Below are 18185 nucleotides of genomic sequence, written 5' to 3'. Positions count from 1 at the left end.
GCCTGACGCTGCTCAAGAGCAGCTACGAGGATGTCCTGCCGCGAGTCGAGCTGGTTGGCTACGACGATGCCGGGGACGCTTCGGCGAAGGTCCAGGCGCAGTAACGGAAGAGGCCCGGTTCGTCCGGGCCTTTTTCTTTCACATGTGAAAGTTTGAGGTAATTATGGACGAACTCAAGCAAGCAGCTATTGAGCTGGGTTGGATTCTCAGCGTCCCGGCGCTGGCCGCTTGTGTGCTATGGGGTGCAAATGAGCTTTATTACCGTTCGTTCGGTAGACACAAGGCTAGAGCCATCCTCACTACCGGATTGGTCGGTACGCCAATACACGAACTGGCCCACGCCATCACAGCCATGGTGTTCGGGATGAAAGTGACGGAGGTCGTCTTCTTTCGACCGGATCCTGTTTCTCAGACGCTGGGGTATGTGAACTATCGCTACAACCCAACGAATATTGTCCACCGCATTGGGATGGTATTTACAGGGTTGGCCCCGTTGCTTTTTGGTGCGTATCTGGTCTACATCCTCTTCGCCTTGGCGGAAGTGCCAAACCTTCACACGTTCTTCCTGCTAACGGACTACCGAAGCCTCTCAGGCGGCGACGCGCTCACCGCTGTTGGAGAATGGGGGGTTGCGCTATTTGCGAGCTTGAATACTTGGCAGGCCATCATGGCAGCACTCCTAGCCGTGATGATTGGGGCGCACTCCACACCAAGTAAAGCTGATCTGAAAGGCTGTCTTCGGGGTGCTGCCGCGGTGTTGGCGGTACTGCTGGCTTACTGGAGCGTTATGAAAATGCTTCCATCTCAGCCTGAGCTGCTGATAGGGAAATCCATTGAAGTTTTGAATCACGTCAGCACGGCGATACTCCAACTTGCTCTAATTTCATCCCTGTTTGCGTTGCTATTGTCGGCAGCCGGGTTCGCGCTTAGCAAAGTTATTTGGCGTAGGGGAGGGAATCTGCCAGTGGAGGAAGAAAAATCAGGCAACCCGCTGGAATTGTCCAAAATGGGCTAATGCGGAGCCGTCTGTTCGCGAGCCCCCTCTATAAACTGTTCTCTGTTTTGGTATATCGCCCGAAAGAGGACAGTCATGCGAAAGAATATCCTGAAAGCTGCCGCCGTAACGGCCATGCTGTGGTCGGCGGCATCATCTGCACAGTCGGTGCAGCTCGACCTATCTGATCCCAGCAAAAACAAGCTGGACTCAATCGTTAGCCTTCCCATCAAGAGCCTGAAAGCCGTGGAGGCCAACGGCGAAATCCTCTTCATGTCGGAAAACGGGCGGTTTGTTCTGCGCGGACAGCTCTATGACATCTGGTACAAGGACACCCTGGACACCTCAGCTCAGATACAGGATGCGGCCACTCGCATTCACTTCGAGCGCATGGGTGCGGATCTTGATGACTACAACACTCTGACCATCGGGACTGGCGACAAGCAAGTTGTCGCATTCGTGGATCCACTCTGTTCCGTTTGTCACAAGCTGATGAAAGACGCTGAAAAGCTGGGCCGGAACTACACCTTCAAATTCGTGGTTGTCCCTGCGTTGGGTGAAGAGTCCAACAAGCTGGCCCGCAAGGTGTACTGCGCGAAAGACCGTCAGGGTTCTCTCGATGCCTACATGCAGAACACGCTGGAGACGGTGCCTCAGAAATCCTCCTGCGACACCAAGCAATACGACCTGACCCTCATGATGGCGCATTTGCTGGATGTGAAGGGCGTTCCCTTTGTCGTTGCACCGGATGGCCGTTATAGCCAGGGCCGCCCGCAAGAGCTTCAACAGTGGCTGGAGGGTAAGTAAGTGAACCTTGTCACCATTAAGAAAAAGCTCCAGAAAACCATCATTCCTGAAGAGATTCGCGCAGCCGGGGTAATCCCGGTTTTGGCGTATTCTGAGGATGATTACGCCTTCCTGATGGATGACAAGAGCATAGGGTTTGGCTTCCTTTGTCAGCCGCTCAACTCTGCCACTGAGAAGGTTCAAGAGCGGACAGTAGGGATGCTCAACCAGGAGTTCCCTGCGAAATCCACAATGCAGTTTACCTTGTTTCGCTCTCCGGACATTACACAAGATCTGTACCGGATGATTGAGCTTCGCGACGGCTATCAGCATGACCTGCTCTCGTCGGTTATCCGCGAGCGTACCGAGTTCCTGAAGCATCACACTCGGGAGAAGATTGTTGCTCATAACGAGCGCGGTTACTACGACAGCGGTTTGATCCAGGACACAAAGCTGTTTGTGACCGTGAAGGTGCCCATCAAAGACAGCAAGCCTACTTCGTCAGAATTGAGCGAGCTTCAGGATCTGCGAAGCAAGGTTGAATCGTCACTGCAAACTGTTGGCTTGCGCCCGCTACCCATGACGGCGGTGAACTACATCCGAATCATGGGGACGATGCTGAACTGGGGCGACGATGCGTCCTGGAAATCCAATACCAGCAGTTGGGATACCGACAGGCCCATCTGTGAGCAGGTGTTCGATTACGGCACTGACATCACTATGACGAAGAACAGCCTCCAGCTCGGAGACCAACACGTCAAAGTGCTCTCGGCGAAGAAGCTCCCAGACCTGGCTTACTTTGGTGACGCCATCACCTATATCGGTGACATCAGTGGTGGTAACTCCAACATCAAAGAAAACTACATGATTGTCACCAACATCTTCTTCCCCGACCCGGAGAACATGAAGAGCACACTCGACCGCAAGCGTCAGTTCGCGGTCAACCAAGCCTATGGGCCGATGCTCAAGTTCGTACCGGTACTGGCTGATAAGAAGGAAGGTTTCGACGTGCTGTATGACTCCATGAAAGAGGGTCAGAAGCCTATCAGCATCAGCTATTCCATGATCATTTTTGCCCCGACCAAAGAGCGGGCAGATGCGGCGGCGATGTCCGCACGAAATATCTGGCGGGAAACTCGATTCGACCTTATGGAAGACCGCTTTGTCCTGTTGCCAATGCTGATTAACAACCTTCCGTTGTGTACTGACCGGGAATCGGTCAAAGACCTTTTCCGTCACAAAACAATGACCACTGAGCAGGCGGCGGTCTTGCTGCCGATTTTCGGCGAGTGGAAGGGCACCGGCACCTACCACGCTTCGCTGCTCTCTCGGAATGGACAGCTCATGAGTCTGTCCCTTCATGATTCCAATACGAACAAGAACCTGGTTATTGCGGCGGAATCGGGCTCGGGGAAATCGTTCCTGACAAACGAGCTGATTTTCTCGTACCTGTCTGAAGGGGCTCAGGTTTGGGTTATCGACGCCGGTAAGTCATACCAGAAACTGTCTGATCTCCTCAAAGGTGACTTTGTTCACTTTGAAGAAGGCACCGGAGTATGTCTGAACCCGTTTGAGCTGGTTCAGAACTACGAAGATGAGGAAGACGCCATTGTGAGCCTGGTAAGCGCCATGGCTTCAGCAAAAGGTAACCTCAGCGAATGGCAAGTCTCTGCTCTCAAACAGGTCATGACTGATGTGTGGGAGGAGAAGGGCCAGAAGATGAAGGTGGACGACATCGCCGACCGGTGCCTCGAAGAGCATCAGGATCAGCGTTTGAAGGATGTCGGTATGCAGCTCTACCCGTTCACGTCGCGGGGCAGTTATGGCAAATACTTTGCCCACGATAACAACGTGTCTTTCCAGAACCAGTTCACTGTATTGGAGCTGGATGAACTTCAGGGCCGTAAGCATCTGCGCCAGGTCGTGCTACTTCAGCTTATCTACCAAATCCAGCAGGAAGTGTTCCTGGGTGAGCGTAACCGCAAGAAGGTGGTCATCGTAGACGAAGCCTGGGATCTGCTGAAGGAAGGTGAAGTCTCCGTGTTCATGGAACACGCCTACCGGAAATTCCGTAAGTACGGCGGCTCGGTTGTCATTGCGACACAGAGTATCAACGACCTGTACGAAAACGCTGTAGGTCGCGCTATTGCTGAGAACTCAGCGAGCATGTACCTGCTTGGTCAGACCGAAGAGACCGTCGAGTCTGTCAAGCGTAGCGGACGCCTAACCCTTTCTGAAGGCGGCTTCAACATCCTGAAAACCGTGCATACGGTACAGGGCATCTATTCCGAGATTTTCATTAAGTCTAAGACCGGCATGGGAGTGGGGCGTCTAATCGTAGGCGACTTCCAGAAGCTCCTGTACTCAACCGATCCCGGAGATGTGGACGCAATTGACCAATACGTCAAGCGCGGACTCAGCATCCCTGATTCAATTCGGGCGGTCATGCAGGATCGGGCGCGGGCGTAGTAAGGAGCAAACCATGGACATTAAATCAATCACAATCGCAGCAATCATTGGGACTATCGGCGGTGCCGGGGCCTCTCATTTCATGGCCGAGCAGCGCCAAGCAAGCATTGACGAGCGTTTGCAGAAATCACCGCCAGTGGTGGTAGTGGATTTCGCCAAAATGGCAATGCAGTACCCAGACGGCGCGACCCCGGAAGAGGTCGAAAAGCTGATGATGCAGACCAACGACGCCGTGGTAAGGCTTCGTGAGGCAGGGTACATGGTGCTCGACGCGGGTGCCGTTGTTGCCGCTCCGGAAGACGTTTACTTGCCGGAGGATCTGGTGCAATGAAGCTGATGGTCAAGAAAGAATCATGGCCCCGCTTCTGTGTAAAGGCGGGCATCGCGCTCGCCATTATCTGGGCAGCAGGGGCAGCCTTTGCTGACCGCTACCGCATAGGCATAGATGAGCAGGTCGTGAAGTGTATTCCTGGTTATTCCATCTATCTGATCGACAAGAAGGACCAGGAGCTGGTGAAGGATGGTGTGTACGTGTTCTCTGCACGAGGGCTTCAACCACTCTACGACGATGGCACTGAAATGGTGAAGTATCTCCGGGGTGTTCCCGGAGACCATGTAGAAATCCGCTCGCACGGGAACATCTACATCAACAACGAATTTAAGGGGCACGGGCTGGTCCATGCTGAAAAGCTGAACAAGCCAATGGAAGCCTTCGTAGGTGAGGCAACTTTGAAGCCTGGGAACTACTGGTTCATGGGGACCAGCAGCCAGAGCTTCGATTCAAGATATTGGGGGACTGTAAAGCATGACCAGATCATTGGCCGCGCCTACCCGTTATTTTAAGGCTGCTTTGGCGGCGGCAGTGATCATCGCTGCCCCAGCAATGGCTCAGCAGACTTCCCAGTCGCCTCTAACTGATGAAGACATGGAGATTGTCCGCAAGTCCAAAGAGATCGCCGAGAGTGCTCAGGCCGCTGAAATGCCGGACTGGCTTCGTACCGACAACGCAAAGTTCTCAGCAGCTCATCAGGAAGCAAAGGAGTTGGTGCAGCAGCTCCAGCAGACCGACCCAACCATGAAGCGAATGGACGAACTCGCGAAGGCAAAAACGCGGTTCTCCAATCAAAAAGTGGTTGTATTCGCGTCGCGCTCGCTGGGCAGTCAGGGGCTTAAAGATTTGCTGGATATGGCGTCAGGCAATCCTGACGTGCTGGTCGTCTTCCGTGGCATTCCGGAAAACGCCAATCTGGGTGAAGCGATGCTGGAGATACAGCAGATGGCCGCAGAGCGCGATCCGGTTCCGAACATCGTTATCAACCCAGTTTTGTTCACAGAGTACAACGTCACCTCAGTACCCACCATCATTGTTCGCAAAGAACAATCTGTGCTGCCGGGAGAGCTGCCGGAAGAAGTGGCCCGTGTCGCTGGCCTGTCAAACCCCGCGTGGTTGCTTCGCCAGGTTGAGGCCGGTACAGACGGTGATCTAGGGGTTCGTGGACCCGTAGAGAACATTAGTGAGCCCGACCTGATTGAGTTGATGAAGAAGCGCTTTGCCAAAATTGATTGGGAAGAGCAGAAGCGCGGTGCAGTCAAGAATTTCTGGAACAAGCAAAACTTCCGAGAATTGCCAGAAGCGCACAAAGACCGCGTTCGAGAGCTGGACCCAACGGTTTACATCTCTGAAGACATCACCGCACCTGACGGGACGCTTATCGCGAAACAAGGTGATTTGATAAACCCCTTGGACGTGGCTCCATTCACCCAGGCGGTGGTCGTTCTCGATCCGCTGGATGAAGACCAGGTAGCGAGGGTCAAAGAGGCTCTGCCACGTATCAATCAGGTGCCGGGAGTCACCCGAATCACCTATATCGTGACACGCCTGGACAGAGAAGAAGGGTGGGACTCATACACCAAGACGACCGACACGTTTGATGCCCCGGTGTTCCTGTTAACACCTGACGTGGCGCAACGGTTTGAGCTGGAGTATGTGCCCTCGATCATTACCGCCCAAGGCAGGCGCTTTGTGGTGGAAGAGTTGGCTGATAGGAGAAATGAGCCATGATAATTCCAATGTTTCAGCCAATTCATTCCACGAAAAGCGGTGTTGTTGTTGGCGCAGAAGTTCTCAACAGGTGGTTTTTCGATGAAGTTTACTACGCCCCTGGAGACGTTCGTGTAGGTATCCGCTGGGAAGATATTGACCCTGAAGTCATCCTCTTGCTGATCAAGAATATTCCCGCCATCGAGGCTCGTTACCCCAGACTCATGATTAACGTGTCAGAGGAAACCCTGGAGTCGGACTATCGGTTTGCCGCGTGGATAGCTCAGGTTGAGCGCTTTCGTGCTCTCACGACTGTTGAACTGATTATAGAGATGACTGAAGGGGTAACAGACGCTTCCCTATGGAAACGCTGGGACGAGCTGAAGGTAAAGGGTATCCCTCTGGTGATGGATGACTACGGGTACAAGAACTCAACGCATGAGCGTTTGGAGGCATTTCCTTGGGATGGCTGTAAGTTCGATGTGAAACGCCTGGCAGCGCTCGCTCAGAAGGATATGAAAGGAGTCAGGTTCTGTCAGGACAGTGATATACCGCTCATCGGGGAGCAGGTCGAGACGGAGCAGCTCGCGCAGCAGTCCTCGTGGATGGGTGTTCACCTTCAACAAGGGTATCACCATGGACGCCCAGCGCTGCTGGATGGATGGGTGAAGAAAGAAAAGAAACAGGCGGTGGCGAAATGAGAAAAACGCTGTATGCCATGTGCGTCGCCCTTGCGGCCTTGTGCAGCACCAACGCTGTGGCGGACCCAGGGTGTCAGGATGCACAGGTGATTGGTCCTAAGATGATCACTGACATTTGCTGGAGCTGTATCTTCCCCATTCGAGTGGCTGGGGTCACAATTTCAGACGATGGCCGTGTACCGGATGAGTCTGTAGATAGCCCGCTGTGCATGTGCGAGGACAACCAGGGGGTGCCACGTCCTGGTGTCACAACCTCGATGTGGGAACCCGCCCGTTTGGTTGAGTTTCAGCGTGTACCTGGATGCTCCTCCGTGCTCAATGGAACCAGGTTCCCTTTTGATCGCATGAACCAGGGCCACCACGGGGAAGCCGTCTATGATGGTGGCGATGGGTCGTTCATGCACTATCACTACTACACATACCCGGTCATGCAGATGTTGGACATGTTCGTTAAACAGAGCTGCAATCCCGATGGATATGTTGACCTGGACATTATGTACCTGTCGGAGCTGGATCCGACATGGAACAATGATGAGCTGGCCTTTTTCACGAACCCAGAAGCGGCGGCGGTCGCCAACCCTGTGGCTACCTTAGCCTGCACGGCGGATGCTGTAGCTGCGACGGCTGGCCGACCGATTAAGCAGATGTTCTGGTGTGCCGGTACGTGGGGGAATCTGTATCCGCTTAGTGGTAACCAGAATGGTGGAAAAGGCGTTCTTCGAGATTCCAGCCTTCTCTCTACGCGAGTGCTGGCCGCGCTGCACCGTAGAGGTTTGGCTTACGGGACGATGGGCGAGGAAGCTATGTGCCGAGGGAACATTGTACCAACGCTACCGAAGACCCAGTACAAGTTCACAATGCTTCATCCTGTGCCTGAGACCGAATCAGATCATGTGATTGGAGAATCCACGCTGACGTGGGGGCTCTCCCGGACAATCCCCGCTATCGGCCAAGATCCTATCTACATGATTTGGCGATGGAATGATTGCTGTAACCATTAAGCGCAATACCACCAAGTAATACCGAAAAGGGGCCAGCAGGCCCCTTTTTGTTGCCGAAACGGGCAAATAGCCGTGGGAGGAAACTGCTTTGCTTCCGATAAGATTCCAGTAAATCTGGACAATCTATGTATCGAGGAAGCAATGAGAAATTCACCACGTTTGATGAGAGCTATAGCCTACGTGCTAACTCTCACGACGACGCTGATGCCGCTTCACGGCGTGGCTCAAGAGTCACCTGAAGTCGATACCCAGGACTTTTTAAGTCAGCTCGGTCGCGAAGGCCAGAATCTGGGTATCGAGCTGGGTAGCGAGGCAAAGAATACTCCGGCCAAGGTCCAAAATGGACAGATCACGGTGCCCACAAAGGACGAGAATGGCAACCTCCAATACCAAGGGGGAACTCAGTTTAGCGTTCAAAGCCTGTACCCAGGCAGCAACCCTTCCAATGCCTCGGTGCAGAACGAATATTTCTCTGATGGCGTAGCCCCTGACCTCGACCAGCTCCAGGGGATCTATGACTCGGAAGAGGGGATGGGCGAAACCGGTAGCGAGGCAAAGGACTCCCTCTGGGAAGACGCCTACAGCGACACCCCCTCTATCTCAGGTGCCGCGTATAAAGTTCTGGTGGACTCTTCAAATCAAAGTCGCCCGGATTTCAGTTCCGACCCGATGTTGGGGCTCACCAACGCCACATACGAAAACATTGATGTGATTGCTGAAGGCTTCGGCGATTGTTCCGCCGAAACAACCTTCGACGAAATCACCATGTCGGTACACAACCCAGAGTACGAAACCTGCGACCGTGTTACCGACAAAAGTGCAACCTGTGAGGTTATCCACGACTATGAAGCGGCAGTGGTGAAGCACCATAACGGTCCATACAACATTTCCCCATGCGATGGGGCTGGTGGTGGATGTTCTGACGTGTGGATCGGCAAGGTGGGAGACGACTACTGGAGTGGTAGCTGCTCGATTTACGAGGAATTCACAGAAATCAAAGTCGTCAATCCTGCTGCCATTACTCAGGTCACGTTGATCCGTGCCAAATGGGATGACTACATGCAGATATGGATTGGTGAGCCAGGTCAAGAAGTAAAGGTTTGGTCTGGTCCCAACAACAACTTCCCGCCAGAGACCGCTGGTAAATGTGAGTTGAGCACGAGCTGGGACGAGAACCCCAATCTCAACCTTACTCAGTATTTCAAAAATGTCCCTGAAGATTCAGTTATACGTTTCAAAATCCGCGTATCCGTATCCGGCGAAGGGGAAGGCTTCGGGAAGATTCGCATCAAGTACGATCCCTCCAAAGCGATCATCAAGGATGAATGGTCACCAGATAGCTGCATCGAATCTGCGACTGGCGTGGTGGATGGTTTTGCAGAGGGAAGCCTGACCTGCGTGGACGACCCGCGTGACGCGGAAGGCTGCACCTATACGAATGGTATCAAAATCTGCGAGGACAACCTGAAGCCTTCTCCCATCCCTGGTATTCCCAACCTTTGCAAGAAAGTCGCTGTAGATGCGGACTTCGATTTCTACAAAGGGGATATGGAGTGCTACACCGATGTCAACGGTGAGGAGCAGTGCCCGGTCAACGAAGGCGGGAATCTAAATACGTGCCAGCAGTACGAAGAAAACCCGCAGTGCGGCTTTATCAGCTCGGAGTGTGTTGATGGGGCTCAGGGTAACTCCGGTGTGTGCTACGTCAAAGAGGAGACGTGGGACTGCGGGAGTAGTGTGGACATCGACACCGTTGAGAAAAACACCGAATACCAGTGTGGTGGAGCTATCCGCTGCATGGGGGACGACTGCCTCGACCCGACACAATCCACCGATCAGACCGCGAACTTCGCCAAAGCCTCAGCTCTGCTCAATGCGGCGCAGTTCATGACACAGGATATGACTTGCACCGGCCAGGACGAAGATGGCAACGCAACCGGCGAAGAGAACGTGACCTGTACCGCGTTCGGGGGCGAAGCTGGTGAATGCAAGATTGCAGTCGGCGGGGTGTCGGATTGTTGTGAAAAGCCCTCCAATGTCAGCATGGCCGATTACCTCATGATGATCCGGCAGGTTCCAAAGCTCGATGGTGCGGTGCTGGCGCTGGAGGATGGGAATGTCATCAAGAGTTCGTATCAAACGCTCAGGCAGCCAGTGATGGACGCCTGGACCGAAGTGTCTCAGCCGTTCACTAATTACATGGACAATATCTCTGGCGCTGTAGAGGAAATCTGGTCGCCTATCGAGGAGCTGAAGAATCAGCTCATCGAGAAGTTGAAAGAGCAAGCCAAGAGCATGTTGCAGGATGTCATGGGGAACCTGGCCGGAGACACGACGACCGAGGCAGCAGCAACAGCCGCAGCCGACCAAGCCGCTGAAGAGGCTATGAATGAAATGGCTGCGCAGGCCGCCTCGATGCTCGGGGCGGCAATGACGGTCTATACGGTGTACGTGGTCGCAGTGGCCGTAATCCAGATGGTCTATGCCTGCGAGCAGGAAGAACTGGAGATGAATACCAAGCGGGCAACGGATAGCTGCACCTATGTTGGGTCGTACTGCAAGGAGAAGGTTCTCGGAGCCTGCATCGAGAAGCGTAAAGCGTACTGCTGCTTCAACTCACCACTGTCCCGTATCATCCAGGAGCAGGTTCGCCCTCAGTTCGGACAGGACTTCGGGTCACCGAAGAACCCAAGCTGTGGCGGCATCCCTTTTGACAAGATAGCGGAAATCAACTGGGATGCGGTGGATCTGGATGAGTGGCTCGCCATCCTCCAGCAGAACGGACAGTTCCCCAGCGGAACCAATGTGTCTATGGACGCTCTGACAGGCTCCGGCAGCGTATTCAATATCGACGGGGACCGTCTGCCTGCTGATCAGCGAGCTATGGATCGAGTGGATGATATAGATGTAGACGCGAAGCGCCGGGAAGCCATGGAAAAGGTAGGAGTTAATCCTGGAGGTCCATAAAATGTGTTTTGCGCCCTAAAAAGGTGAAAGTGAACCCCTAGCCTTAATACATAGTGGTAGATAATAGCTCCGTATTTTTTACGGAGCTATTTTTTTATGAGTCAAGGCGAGCGAATATTTGCGTATATTGATAAGGGAGGCGAGGAGACAATAAATAAATGGTGTTTGCCATCTATTCTCTGTGACTGCTTTCCTTTGCCCACTGCGGCAGTGACAACAGAATGTTTCGATGGATGTTTCGGATCGGTAACAGTGTCAGCCATATCAACCTCCTCACTCCCTTATGGAGGAATGGCGAGAATACTTATAGCTTGGTTAGCGTCGAAGGTATATTACGAAAGAGCGCATGAAGTAAGCATTAATGTGTTTGGGAGTGAGTTTTTAGAGGAAATTGGCTTTCAGTTCTGGGATAGGTATGAAATTGCCGAGCAGATGGAGCGTATAAGCAAAACATCTTTTTTTATTGTTAGAGAGGGGGCTGCGGGTAAAGAGACCAATACTATAGTATTGGCAAAAAATATGAGCAGGGAGAAACGGAGAGATTCTGACATCTTTAATATTTCTCTGCACAAATCATTCATAGATGCAGTTCAGAAAGATTCTGTGGCGATGCTCGCGTCGTTAATGCGATACAAGTCTAATGATCCAGTGTTTATTGATACTTACATGAGGCTGGCGCTATCGAAATAAAAAGCCCGGAGAGTATCCGGGCTTTTTGTGGAGATAGAAGGTCCGTTACGCTTCAGGAATGACAAACACTTTGGCTTCGCCGTTGTTCAGGATGTAGGGGAAGTCAATTGTCTCTCCGTTGTCCATGCTTACCTTTCCAGGAGCAAAGTATAGGTACGTCCATTCCGGCAGGTTTTTGCTGATAGTCGCGTACACCTCGTCTTCAGGAACGGTGCTGTTGTCGCTAATGAGCAGGTTCAGGCTCTGGTACTTGCGGCCATGCCCGGACGAGAAGATGTAGCGCTGCTCTTGAGTGCCAGCGATGAATGCCGGTGAGGCGGCTTTACGCGGCTCGAAGATTTGGGCGCGAACGCGGCACAGGTCATCCAGTTCGGTTTTGCCGCTGACGTATTCGGGACAATTCCACTCACTTTTGATGAACTGGATAACCAGCTTGCCATCCTTGTCGAAGATGGTTTCGTAGGATGCGCCTACCTCGTCCATGGCCGCAGCGATAGAAACTTTCACATGTGAAAGAAGGCGAGTCTGAGCATCCTCAGTAGAGCCCGCTTCGGACAGCGGCATCCAGGCCATAAGACTGTTCCGCGCACCGTGGGAATCGGGTTGCAGCATTTCGTCCAGCAGGTTGACGCCAGCGGTTTGCCAGTTCGTCATACCAAGCTGCGGGTTGACATAACCAGCACCAACAAACCCGACCTTCAGCATGGACTCAGTGATAGAGCCCACCTTGTCAGCAGGAACCTTCGTGTCCTGAATATCGGAGACCAAGCCGCCTGCGTGTGCGATGTTGTACGCCTCGCTATGGTTCTCCATGTACGTCACAGGCGCAGTGCTGGTGGATGCGCAGCCGAACAGAGAAGCGGTAGTCAGCAGGGTTGCGAGAGTAAGTAGTTTTTTCATGGTGTTGCTCCGTTGTTCCAATAAATCTCTATTGATGCTTCCATATTACCACTGCATCAAAAAATGCAACCGTGAGAATAGAAGAAACAGGCAAAAAAAACCCCTCACTGGGAGGGGAACGCAAGGATCGGTTGGGATTCCTGCTTACGCTGTAGCGTCGGACGCCTTCTCTTCGGCCTTGGCTTTCTTACCTGCGGCCTTGGACTTGGCTTTGGAGCCGGATTCGGATTCCAGGTCCGCGTCAGCTTCGCTGGAGAGTTCCGGATCGGTGGTTTCCTGCTCCGGAGCTGCCTCGGCAACTTCTTTGTCTTTACCCTTCGTATGGGCAGAGATACGGGCACGTTTTTCCATACCGATGATCCGGCCAGCGAGCTTAATCAAACGCTGCTGCCACTCATAGGTAGCGTCAGAGCGCTGCTGGCTAGAGAGGATGCTGTTCAGCCACAGGGTATCGACCAGGCTCATCAGCTTATCCAGGTTTCGGATAAGGTGTGCAAACTGGGCGACCTGCGGTGAGGTTATTTCGATGGGGTAGTTCACCGGGGCGCTATAGCCGGGAACGGCTTCGATGCCGTTGTCGGTCATGACCTTCTGGAGCTGGTCCATTGCCTTAGTCATGTCCTCGGACACCTTGTCGATGTGGCCGTGGATGATTTCCTCAACCTGGTCGATCTCCTTTTGGTCGCCGATGATGCGAAGGATAACGTCCAGGGAGAATAGGGCATTGGATACGCGGTCGAAGCTGCGCTCCATAACGCGCTGGGCCTGAAGGCTGTTGACGTTCAGGTTCTGGCGAAATACCGGGCGGGAGTACGGCTGGCGTTCGCCTTGGGACTGCTGGGTTTGTTCGGGTTGTGCTATTGCTGCTTCTGCCATGGTATGTCTCCGTCTGTTTGGGCAATTAGTAAACGCATGGGAAAGGGTAAAAGGATTCGAGGCCCGACCAGAACTCGCTTTGCGCCCAAAATGGACAGAAACAGCGTTTTACCCCAAATAAATTTGGGGTATAGTGAAATCTCTTAGTCGCTTGGCGACTAGATAAGGTAGCTGGCCTTTACAAACAAACAGCAATTTAAAAATGTCCGCCGTATGGCGCAGGTATCACAACCTTCCCTCACCGGGAGCACTCCCGGTTCGGGTGGTGCTCCCGATCTAATCAGGAGTCATCACCATGCAATTCCTTCTATTTGTTGTAGCTCTCGCTGTTGTTGTTGGCATCATCGGATTCGGAGCTTGGGCTTTTGCCCGGTCTTTCGTTTATCTGAGCCAGCAGACGCATCGAGGTATTGTCTTTGCGGTTAACCGTGTCTTTGTGCCGACGTTTCATTCTCTGAATGCAGCCGTCGAAAATTTCAAAGCCATGCGTCTCGCCAAAGCGCAATCTACAGCACGGTCTGAAGAGGCCGTCATCGAGCAACCAGCTTCTTCCTTCGAGTCTGTAAAGGCTGAAGAGGTTGAGCAGTCTCCGACTCAGATGCCGAAACGCGATGAGTCAGAGGTGGATTGGTCTGTCTATGACATTCCAACCTATCTGCGCAAGGGCAAAGTCCTTGTGTGGTAACTAACCGGATCGCCTAGCGATTCACATTCCTTACTTAACCCATCTGGGGGCGACTTCCCCCGGTGGGGGTGTTGCCCCTTTCGCTATATCTAGGAGCATCACTATGTTTGGTATTGAACTTGTTTTCGCAGCTTGCGTTATCTCTGGCTGGTATGTGGCTAAGCCCTTCCGCGCCATTGCTCGTAACCTGGGATTCTAACGCTTAGGGGAGGGGGGTAACCCTCTCCCTCATCACTACGTCTTGGGCCTTTTGGCCCATCCTCCAAACAGCATTCAGGGAGTGTTGTTCGGTGGGTGGGCCGAGAGGAAACTAAGATGGAAGGTGTGTATCACGTTTACGATGAAGCTACTGAAAAACTGTACCTTGATGACGGTCGGGAGTATCCGATAAACCCGAGAGAGTTTTGCAGTGTGCATGACGCACAGCGAGCTATCACTATTTGGGCGAAGCGGAACCAACTGATCGGCGCAAACGACAGTGTTGTAGCTTTTTCTTGAGGAGCGCGACCCTTCGGGGTCGTGTCTCCACTTCAAAGTCTGTTTTCCAATGGCCGACCATCGGTAAGCAGATTTTGCTCTCCACGCGAGAGTGAAAAGAGGTAGCTGGCCTCCCCAAACAAACAGCAAATTGAACTTACCCCACCAGGGGCGTACTAGCCCGGTGGGGGCATGGTGCGCCCTGATTTTATAAGTTAGGAGTGCTCCCATGACTGAGATTGTCAAATACTCAATCCGTAAGGCGTTTGCAATGGAAGGTGTTCCCGAGAAGGTTTCAACGCTCGGTTATGCCCCTTCAGAAAATGCCTTTATCCCTTCCAAAGACGAACACTACGTTTTCCGCAAGGAGCTGATTCGTGAGGTTACGGCCTTTTTGAAAAAGCCCTTCGGTGACGCCTTGTACGTCACTGGCCCAACCGGGTCAGGTAAAACCTCCGGTATCACTGAGATCGCGGCTCGCCTCTTCTGGCCTGTCCAGCAAATTACGGCCAATGGCCGCATGGAGCTGACGGACCTGGTTGGGCATCACGCTCTGGTCTCGCCGAAACCGGGTGAACCTCCCGTCATGAAGTTCATGTACGGCCCCCTGGCAGTAGCCATGAAGCATGGTCATATCCTCCTCATCAACGAGGTGGATCTGGCTGACCCAGCCGAGCTTGCAGGTCTCAATGATGTCCTGGAAGGTCGGCCTCTGGTTATCGCTCAAAATGGCGGTGAAATCATCAAGCCTCATCCGATGTTTCGGGTTGTGGTTACCGGCAACTCTACGGGGTCCGGAGACGCTACTGGTCGCTACCAGGGCGTTATGATGCAGAACCTCGCTGCCATGGACCGTTATCGCTTTATCCAAGTCGGCTATGCCGATGAGGCGACCGAGATGAACATCCTCGGTCGAGTCGCGCCCACTCTCAATGAAGGTCTCCGGAAAGGCATGGTGAAAACCGCCAATGAAATCCGGAAGCTCTTCATGGGCGAGAACGGTGATGACGGACATATCGGTGTCACGATGTCTACGCGGACGCTTGTTCGCTGGGCAAAGCTCACCCTCCAGTTCCGGGGGGCTCCGAATACGCTGAAGTATGCGTTGGAGCAATCACTGCTGATCCGCGCTTCCAAGGAAGAAGGTGAAGCAATTCTTCGCATTGCGAAGGATGTGTTTGGTGACCAGTGGCGCTAAGGAGAGCGATATGGCTGACAACTTTGCAGTGTCAGAACAGCTCGATCCAACACTTCAGCCAGAACGTCTGGACGAGGCATTGGTAAACGCAGTCGGGTCTGATTCTGACGCGGAAGAACGCACCTTTGGTGCGGTAAATTGGCTCATTTCGCCTCCCACGACCTTGCAACAAGAAGGGGTCAAACGACTCCTTCTTGGGTTCATCACGGGTGTATTTGTGAAGAATCGCGAGGCCCTGGGGTTCGAGGTTGAAATGCAAGATAACTCCGACCGGCTCATGCCCAGCGTGTTAATGGCTGAGGCTGGCGGATTTGAACTGAAAGTATGCCCTACGCACGGGGAGAATACCCTGCATCCTCATACGCTGGAGGGTGCGGGAGAAATCTCTCATACGCATGGGCACAAGCCACTACTCATGCTGATCTGCTTGCAAGAGCGGTTTCAGCAAGAGTGGGAGGCTGCTTCTGAGCCGTTGGTGACGCTTTGCGATGAGCAAGGCAACACCATCAGCTATTCCAATTTCAATTCACTGGAAAACATCATCGAGCGGATGGGGTTCGACTATGACGCTGTTCGTAGCGACGCCGTAAAGCTCGGTCTTGCGACCGAACAAGTTAATTGGTCTGAGATCGAGTCCGACATCGAGGATTGTTTCTTCTAAACAAAGCAAGGGGAGAGGTCGCCCGCAGGGCAGTCTCTTCCTCTACTGGAGGTTTTTATGTCTCAAGGTGTTAACAAAGTCACGCTGCTGGGTAACCTCGGCGCTGACCCTGAAGTCCGCTACATGCCGAGCGGTGATGCAGTCGCAAATCTAAGTATCGCAACCAGCAATAGCTGGAAGGACCGAGAAACAGGTGAGTGGCAAGAGCACACTGAATGGCATCGTGTGGTAGTGAAAAAGCATTTGGCCGAACGGGCTCGTGACCGCTTGAAAAAGGGGTCGCAAGTCTACCTGGAAGGGAGCAACCGCACCCGGAAATGGACAGGCCAAGATGGTATTGACCGCTGGGTCACGGAAGTCCACTGCAAAGAGATGCAAATTCTCGACCGCAGTGAGCGAAGTGACCAAGGGTCGGCTCCGCAGGGGCAGAATCGTTCTGGCGGTACAAATCAGCAGGGTGGGCATCAGGCTCCTGCTCGGGCTCCGGCTCGGCAACCTGACCCAGTACCAGCATCTGCTGGCGCTGGTGGCCCCGGTGCTCCCGGCTGGGATGATGATATTCCCTTCATGCGGCTTCATCCGCTGGAAGGGGGTTAAGTCTACGCACTACTGCAACGCAATCAATGCCGGGGTTCTTTGTGAGCCCTGACATCTTTTCTATCTAACCCCAAACGGGGGCACCTGCCCCCTGGGGGTCATGGTGTCCCTAATTCGATCAGTTCTCTGATAAGAACAGGAGAAACACCATGTCCGATAGCAAATCCCTCGTGACCCGTATCGCCAGCCGCTATGGCGTGGACAGCAACAAGTTCTATGAAACTTTGAAGGCTACCGCGTTCAAGCAGCGAGACGGCAGCGCCCCAACCAACGAGCAGATGATGACTCTGTTGATTGTGGCTGAACAGTACAAGCTGAATCCGTTTACTCGGGAAATCTATGCGTTTCCTGATAAAAACAACGGCATCATCCCTGTAGTTGGGGTTGATGGGTGGAGTCGCATCATCAATGAGCACTCTCAGTATGATGGCGTCGAGTTCGTGTACGCGGACAAGATGGTCAAAATGCCGGGTGCCAAAGTGGAATGCCCTGAGTGGATTGAGACCGTGATGTACCGGAAAGACCGGACGCGGCCAATCAAGATCAGGGAGTTCCTGGATGAAGTGTACCGCGAGCCTTTCCAGGGCCAAGGTCGCAACGGTGCTTATACCGTTGATGGCCCCTGGCAGACTCACACCAAGCGTCAGCTTCGTCACAAGTCGCTCATCCAGTGTTCTCGCGTAGCCTTCGGCTTCGTGGGAATTTACGACCAGGATGAAGCGGAACGTATGCGTGAGATGGAACAGGCGTCGGCCATTAACCCGGCTGTTGCCAACCTACCTCACATGACTCAGGACGCCTCACGACAGCCGCTGCAAATCGACCACAAGAAAATGGATCCGATTTTGCAGCAACTGGCAAACCGCGCTGTTAAGCAAAATGCTTGGAGTGCAGCACACCAGTATGCCGGTGAGCGTTTCCAAGGTGCAGAGTTGGAATACGCTACCCAGTTCCTCCGTGACAGAGAGCTGGATGCAATGGAGCCACTCAACACCAACTATGGTGAGCAAGAAGCTGAAGGTGAGGGTAACGCTACCTACATCCCGGCTGAAGGCCGCCAGTCTGGTTCTGAAGAGCCGCCACTTCCCGAAGAAGATGACTTCTTTGGTCAGGGAGGGCCTGAAGAGCAGTAAACCATCCCC

18 protein-coding genes are annotated in these 18185 nt (G+C 53.3%); 16 read left to right on the top strand and 2 right to left on the bottom strand.

Annotated features, from left to right (window positions below):
• Positions 1 to 163 precede the first annotated feature (163 nt).
• The 10 genes from Y5S_RS18685 (at position 164) to Y5S_RS18640 (ending at position 11649) form a co-directional block, all read left to right on the top strand.
• Complete coding sequence (locus Y5S_RS18685) at positions 164 to 1015, top strand: DUF3267 domain-containing protein (protein ID WP_035235308.1); 852 nt, start codon at positions 164 to 166, stop codon at positions 1013 to 1015.
• Positions 1016 to 1090: 75 nt separating this feature from the next.
• The gene (locus Y5S_RS18680) at positions 1091 to 1801 is read left to right on the top strand and encodes a DsbC family protein (protein ID WP_035235306.1); all 711 of its coding nucleotides are present in this window, start codon (positions 1091 to 1093) and stop codon (positions 1799 to 1801) included.
• Complete coding sequence (traC, locus tag Y5S_RS18675; protein WP_052041723.1) at positions 1802 to 4249, top strand: type IV secretion system protein TraC; 2448 nt, start codon at positions 1802 to 1804, stop codon at positions 4247 to 4249. It begins immediately after the preceding gene.
• Between the two features lie 13 nt (positions 4250 to 4262).
• Positions 4263 to 4580 carry a hypothetical protein gene (locus Y5S_RS18670; protein ID WP_035235304.1) on the top strand — a complete coding sequence of 106 codons (318 nt, stop codon included), beginning with the start codon at positions 4263 to 4265 and terminating at the stop codon, positions 4578 to 4580.
• The gene (gene lepB / locus Y5S_RS18665; protein ID WP_035235302.1) at positions 4577 to 5092 is read left to right on the top strand and encodes a signal peptidase I; all 516 of its coding nucleotides are present in this window, start codon (positions 4577 to 4579) and stop codon (positions 5090 to 5092) included. Before Y5S_RS18670 ends, lepB begins: the two co-directional genes overlap by 4 nt.
• On the top strand, positions 5055 to 6311 hold the full coding sequence (locus tag Y5S_RS18660) for a TrbC family F-type conjugative pilus assembly protein (RefSeq protein ID WP_035235300.1): 1257 nt from the start codon (positions 5055 to 5057) through the stop codon (positions 6309 to 6311). Before lepB ends, Y5S_RS18660 begins: the two co-directional genes overlap by 38 nt.
• Positions 6308 to 6991, top strand: a complete 684-nt coding sequence (locus tag Y5S_RS18655; RefSeq protein ID WP_035235298.1) for an EAL domain-containing protein — start codon at positions 6308 to 6310, stop codon at positions 6989 to 6991. The genes Y5S_RS18660 and Y5S_RS18655 overlap by 4 nt, the downstream gene beginning before the upstream one ends.
• 101 nt (positions 6992 to 7092) lie before the next feature.
• A complete protein-coding gene (locus tag Y5S_RS18650) occupies positions 7093 to 7992 on the top strand; it encodes a TraU family protein (protein ID WP_456236283.1) in 900 nt (299 codons plus the stop codon).
• A 141-nt stretch (positions 7993 to 8133) separates the two neighbouring features.
• Complete coding sequence (gene traN / locus Y5S_RS18645) at positions 8134 to 10959, top strand: conjugal transfer mating pair stabilization protein TraN (protein ID WP_035235294.1); 2826 nt, start codon at positions 8134 to 8136, stop codon at positions 10957 to 10959.
• A gap of 96 nt (positions 10960 to 11055) precedes the next feature.
• A complete protein-coding gene (locus Y5S_RS18640) occupies positions 11056 to 11649 on the top strand; it encodes a replication protein RepA (RefSeq protein ID WP_081939838.1) in 594 nt (197 codons plus the stop codon).
• Between the two features lie 45 nt (positions 11650 to 11694).
• Here Y5S_RS18640 and Y5S_RS18635 read toward each other — a convergent pair whose 3' ends face one another.
• Positions 11695 to 12549, bottom strand: a complete 855-nt coding sequence (locus Y5S_RS18635) for a hypothetical protein (protein WP_035235290.1) — start codon at positions 12547 to 12549, stop codon at positions 11695 to 11697.
• A 144-nt stretch (positions 12550 to 12693) separates the two neighbouring features.
• A complete protein-coding gene (locus Y5S_RS18630; protein ID WP_052041722.1) occupies positions 12694 to 13425 on the bottom strand; it encodes an AcaB family transcriptional regulator in 732 nt (243 codons plus the stop codon).
• A gap of 295 nt (positions 13426 to 13720) precedes the next feature.
• On the opposite strand from Y5S_RS18630, the gene Y5S_RS18625 reads away from it, so the two are divergent.
• From Y5S_RS18625 to bet, 6 genes are all read left to right on the top strand, one after another.
• Positions 13721 to 14110, top strand: coding sequence for a hypothetical protein (locus tag Y5S_RS18625; RefSeq protein WP_035235288.1), 390 nt, complete (start codon positions 13721 to 13723; stop codon positions 14108 to 14110).
• Positions 14111 to 14425: 315 nt separating this feature from the next.
• Positions 14426 to 14608 carry a hypothetical protein gene (locus Y5S_RS18620; protein WP_035235286.1) on the top strand — a complete coding sequence of 61 codons (183 nt, stop codon included), beginning with the start codon at positions 14426 to 14428 and terminating at the stop codon, positions 14606 to 14608.
• A gap of 208 nt (positions 14609 to 14816) precedes the next feature.
• Positions 14817 to 15785, top strand: a complete 969-nt coding sequence (locus tag Y5S_RS18615) for an AAA family ATPase (protein ID WP_035235284.1) — start codon at positions 14817 to 14819, stop codon at positions 15783 to 15785.
• A gap of 10 nt (positions 15786 to 15795) precedes the next feature.
• Positions 15796 to 16446 carry a hypothetical protein gene (locus Y5S_RS18610; protein ID WP_052041721.1) on the top strand — a complete coding sequence of 217 codons (651 nt, stop codon included), beginning with the start codon at positions 15796 to 15798 and terminating at the stop codon, positions 16444 to 16446.
• Between the two features lie 57 nt (positions 16447 to 16503).
• On the top strand, positions 16504 to 17043 hold the full coding sequence (gene ssb / locus Y5S_RS18605) for a single-stranded DNA-binding protein (RefSeq protein ID WP_035235282.1): 540 nt from the start codon (positions 16504 to 16506) through the stop codon (positions 17041 to 17043).
• A gap of 149 nt (positions 17044 to 17192) precedes the next feature.
• The gene (gene bet / locus Y5S_RS18600; RefSeq protein ID WP_081939837.1) at positions 17193 to 18176 is read left to right on the top strand and encodes a phage recombination protein Bet; all 984 of its coding nucleotides are present in this window, start codon (positions 17193 to 17195) and stop codon (positions 18174 to 18176) included.
• Positions 18177 to 18185: the final 9 nt, after the last annotated feature.

Origin of the sequence: Alcanivorax nanhaiticus (genome assembly GCF_000756665.1) — a bacterium.
GTDB lineage: Bacteria > Pseudomonadota > Gammaproteobacteria > Pseudomonadales > Alcanivoracaceae > Alcanivorax > Alcanivorax nanhaiticus.
The sequence above is the reverse complement of the archived record's forward strand: the minus strand, read 5'-3'. Positions and strand labels throughout refer to the sequence as shown.

Coding starts and splice junctions, on each gene's coding strand:
- Y5S_RS18650 (WP_456236283.1), top strand. CDS start 7,093: ATGATCACTGACATTTGCTGGAGCTGTATCTTCCCCATTCGAGTGGCT.
- Y5S_RS18640 (WP_081939838.1), top strand. CDS start 11,056: ATGAGTCAAGGCGAGCGAATATTTGCGTATATTGATAAGGGAGGCGAG.
- traN (WP_035235294.1), top strand. CDS start 8,134: ATGAGAAATTCACCACGTTTGATGAGAGCTATAGCCTACGTGCTAACT.
- lepB (WP_035235302.1), top strand. CDS start 4,577: ATGAAGCTGATGGTCAAGAAAGAATCATGGCCCCGCTTCTGTGTAAAG.
- Y5S_RS18625 (WP_035235288.1), top strand. CDS start 13,721: ATGCAATTCCTTCTATTTGTTGTAGCTCTCGCTGTTGTTGTTGGCATC.
- Y5S_RS18670 (WP_035235304.1), top strand. CDS start 4,263: ATGGACATTAAATCAATCACAATCGCAGCAATCATTGGGACTATCGGC.
- Y5S_RS18630 (WP_052041722.1), bottom strand. CDS start 13,425: ATGGCAGAAGCAGCAATAGCACAACCCGAACAAACCCAGCAGTCCCAA.
- Y5S_RS18685 (WP_035235308.1), top strand. CDS start 164: ATGGACGAACTCAAGCAAGCAGCTATTGAGCTGGGTTGGATTCTCAGC.
- Y5S_RS18680 (WP_035235306.1), top strand. CDS start 1,091: ATGCGAAAGAATATCCTGAAAGCTGCCGCCGTAACGGCCATGCTGTGG.
- bet (WP_081939837.1), top strand. CDS start 17,193: ATGTCCGATAGCAAATCCCTCGTGACCCGTATCGCCAGCCGCTATGGC.
- Y5S_RS18635 (WP_035235290.1), bottom strand. CDS start 12,549: ATGAAAAAACTACTTACTCTCGCAACCCTGCTGACTACCGCTTCTCTG.
- Y5S_RS18655 (WP_035235298.1), top strand. CDS start 6,308: ATGATAATTCCAATGTTTCAGCCAATTCATTCCACGAAAAGCGGTGTT.
- Y5S_RS18615 (WP_035235284.1), top strand. CDS start 14,817: ATGACTGAGATTGTCAAATACTCAATCCGTAAGGCGTTTGCAATGGAA.
- Y5S_RS18660 (WP_035235300.1), top strand. CDS start 5,055: ATGACCAGATCATTGGCCGCGCCTACCCGTTATTTTAAGGCTGCTTTG.
- Y5S_RS18620 (WP_035235286.1), top strand. CDS start 14,426: ATGGAAGGTGTGTATCACGTTTACGATGAAGCTACTGAAAAACTGTAC.
- Y5S_RS18610 (WP_052041721.1), top strand. CDS start 15,796: ATGGCTGACAACTTTGCAGTGTCAGAACAGCTCGATCCAACACTTCAG.
- ssb (WP_035235282.1), top strand. CDS start 16,504: ATGTCTCAAGGTGTTAACAAAGTCACGCTGCTGGGTAACCTCGGCGCT.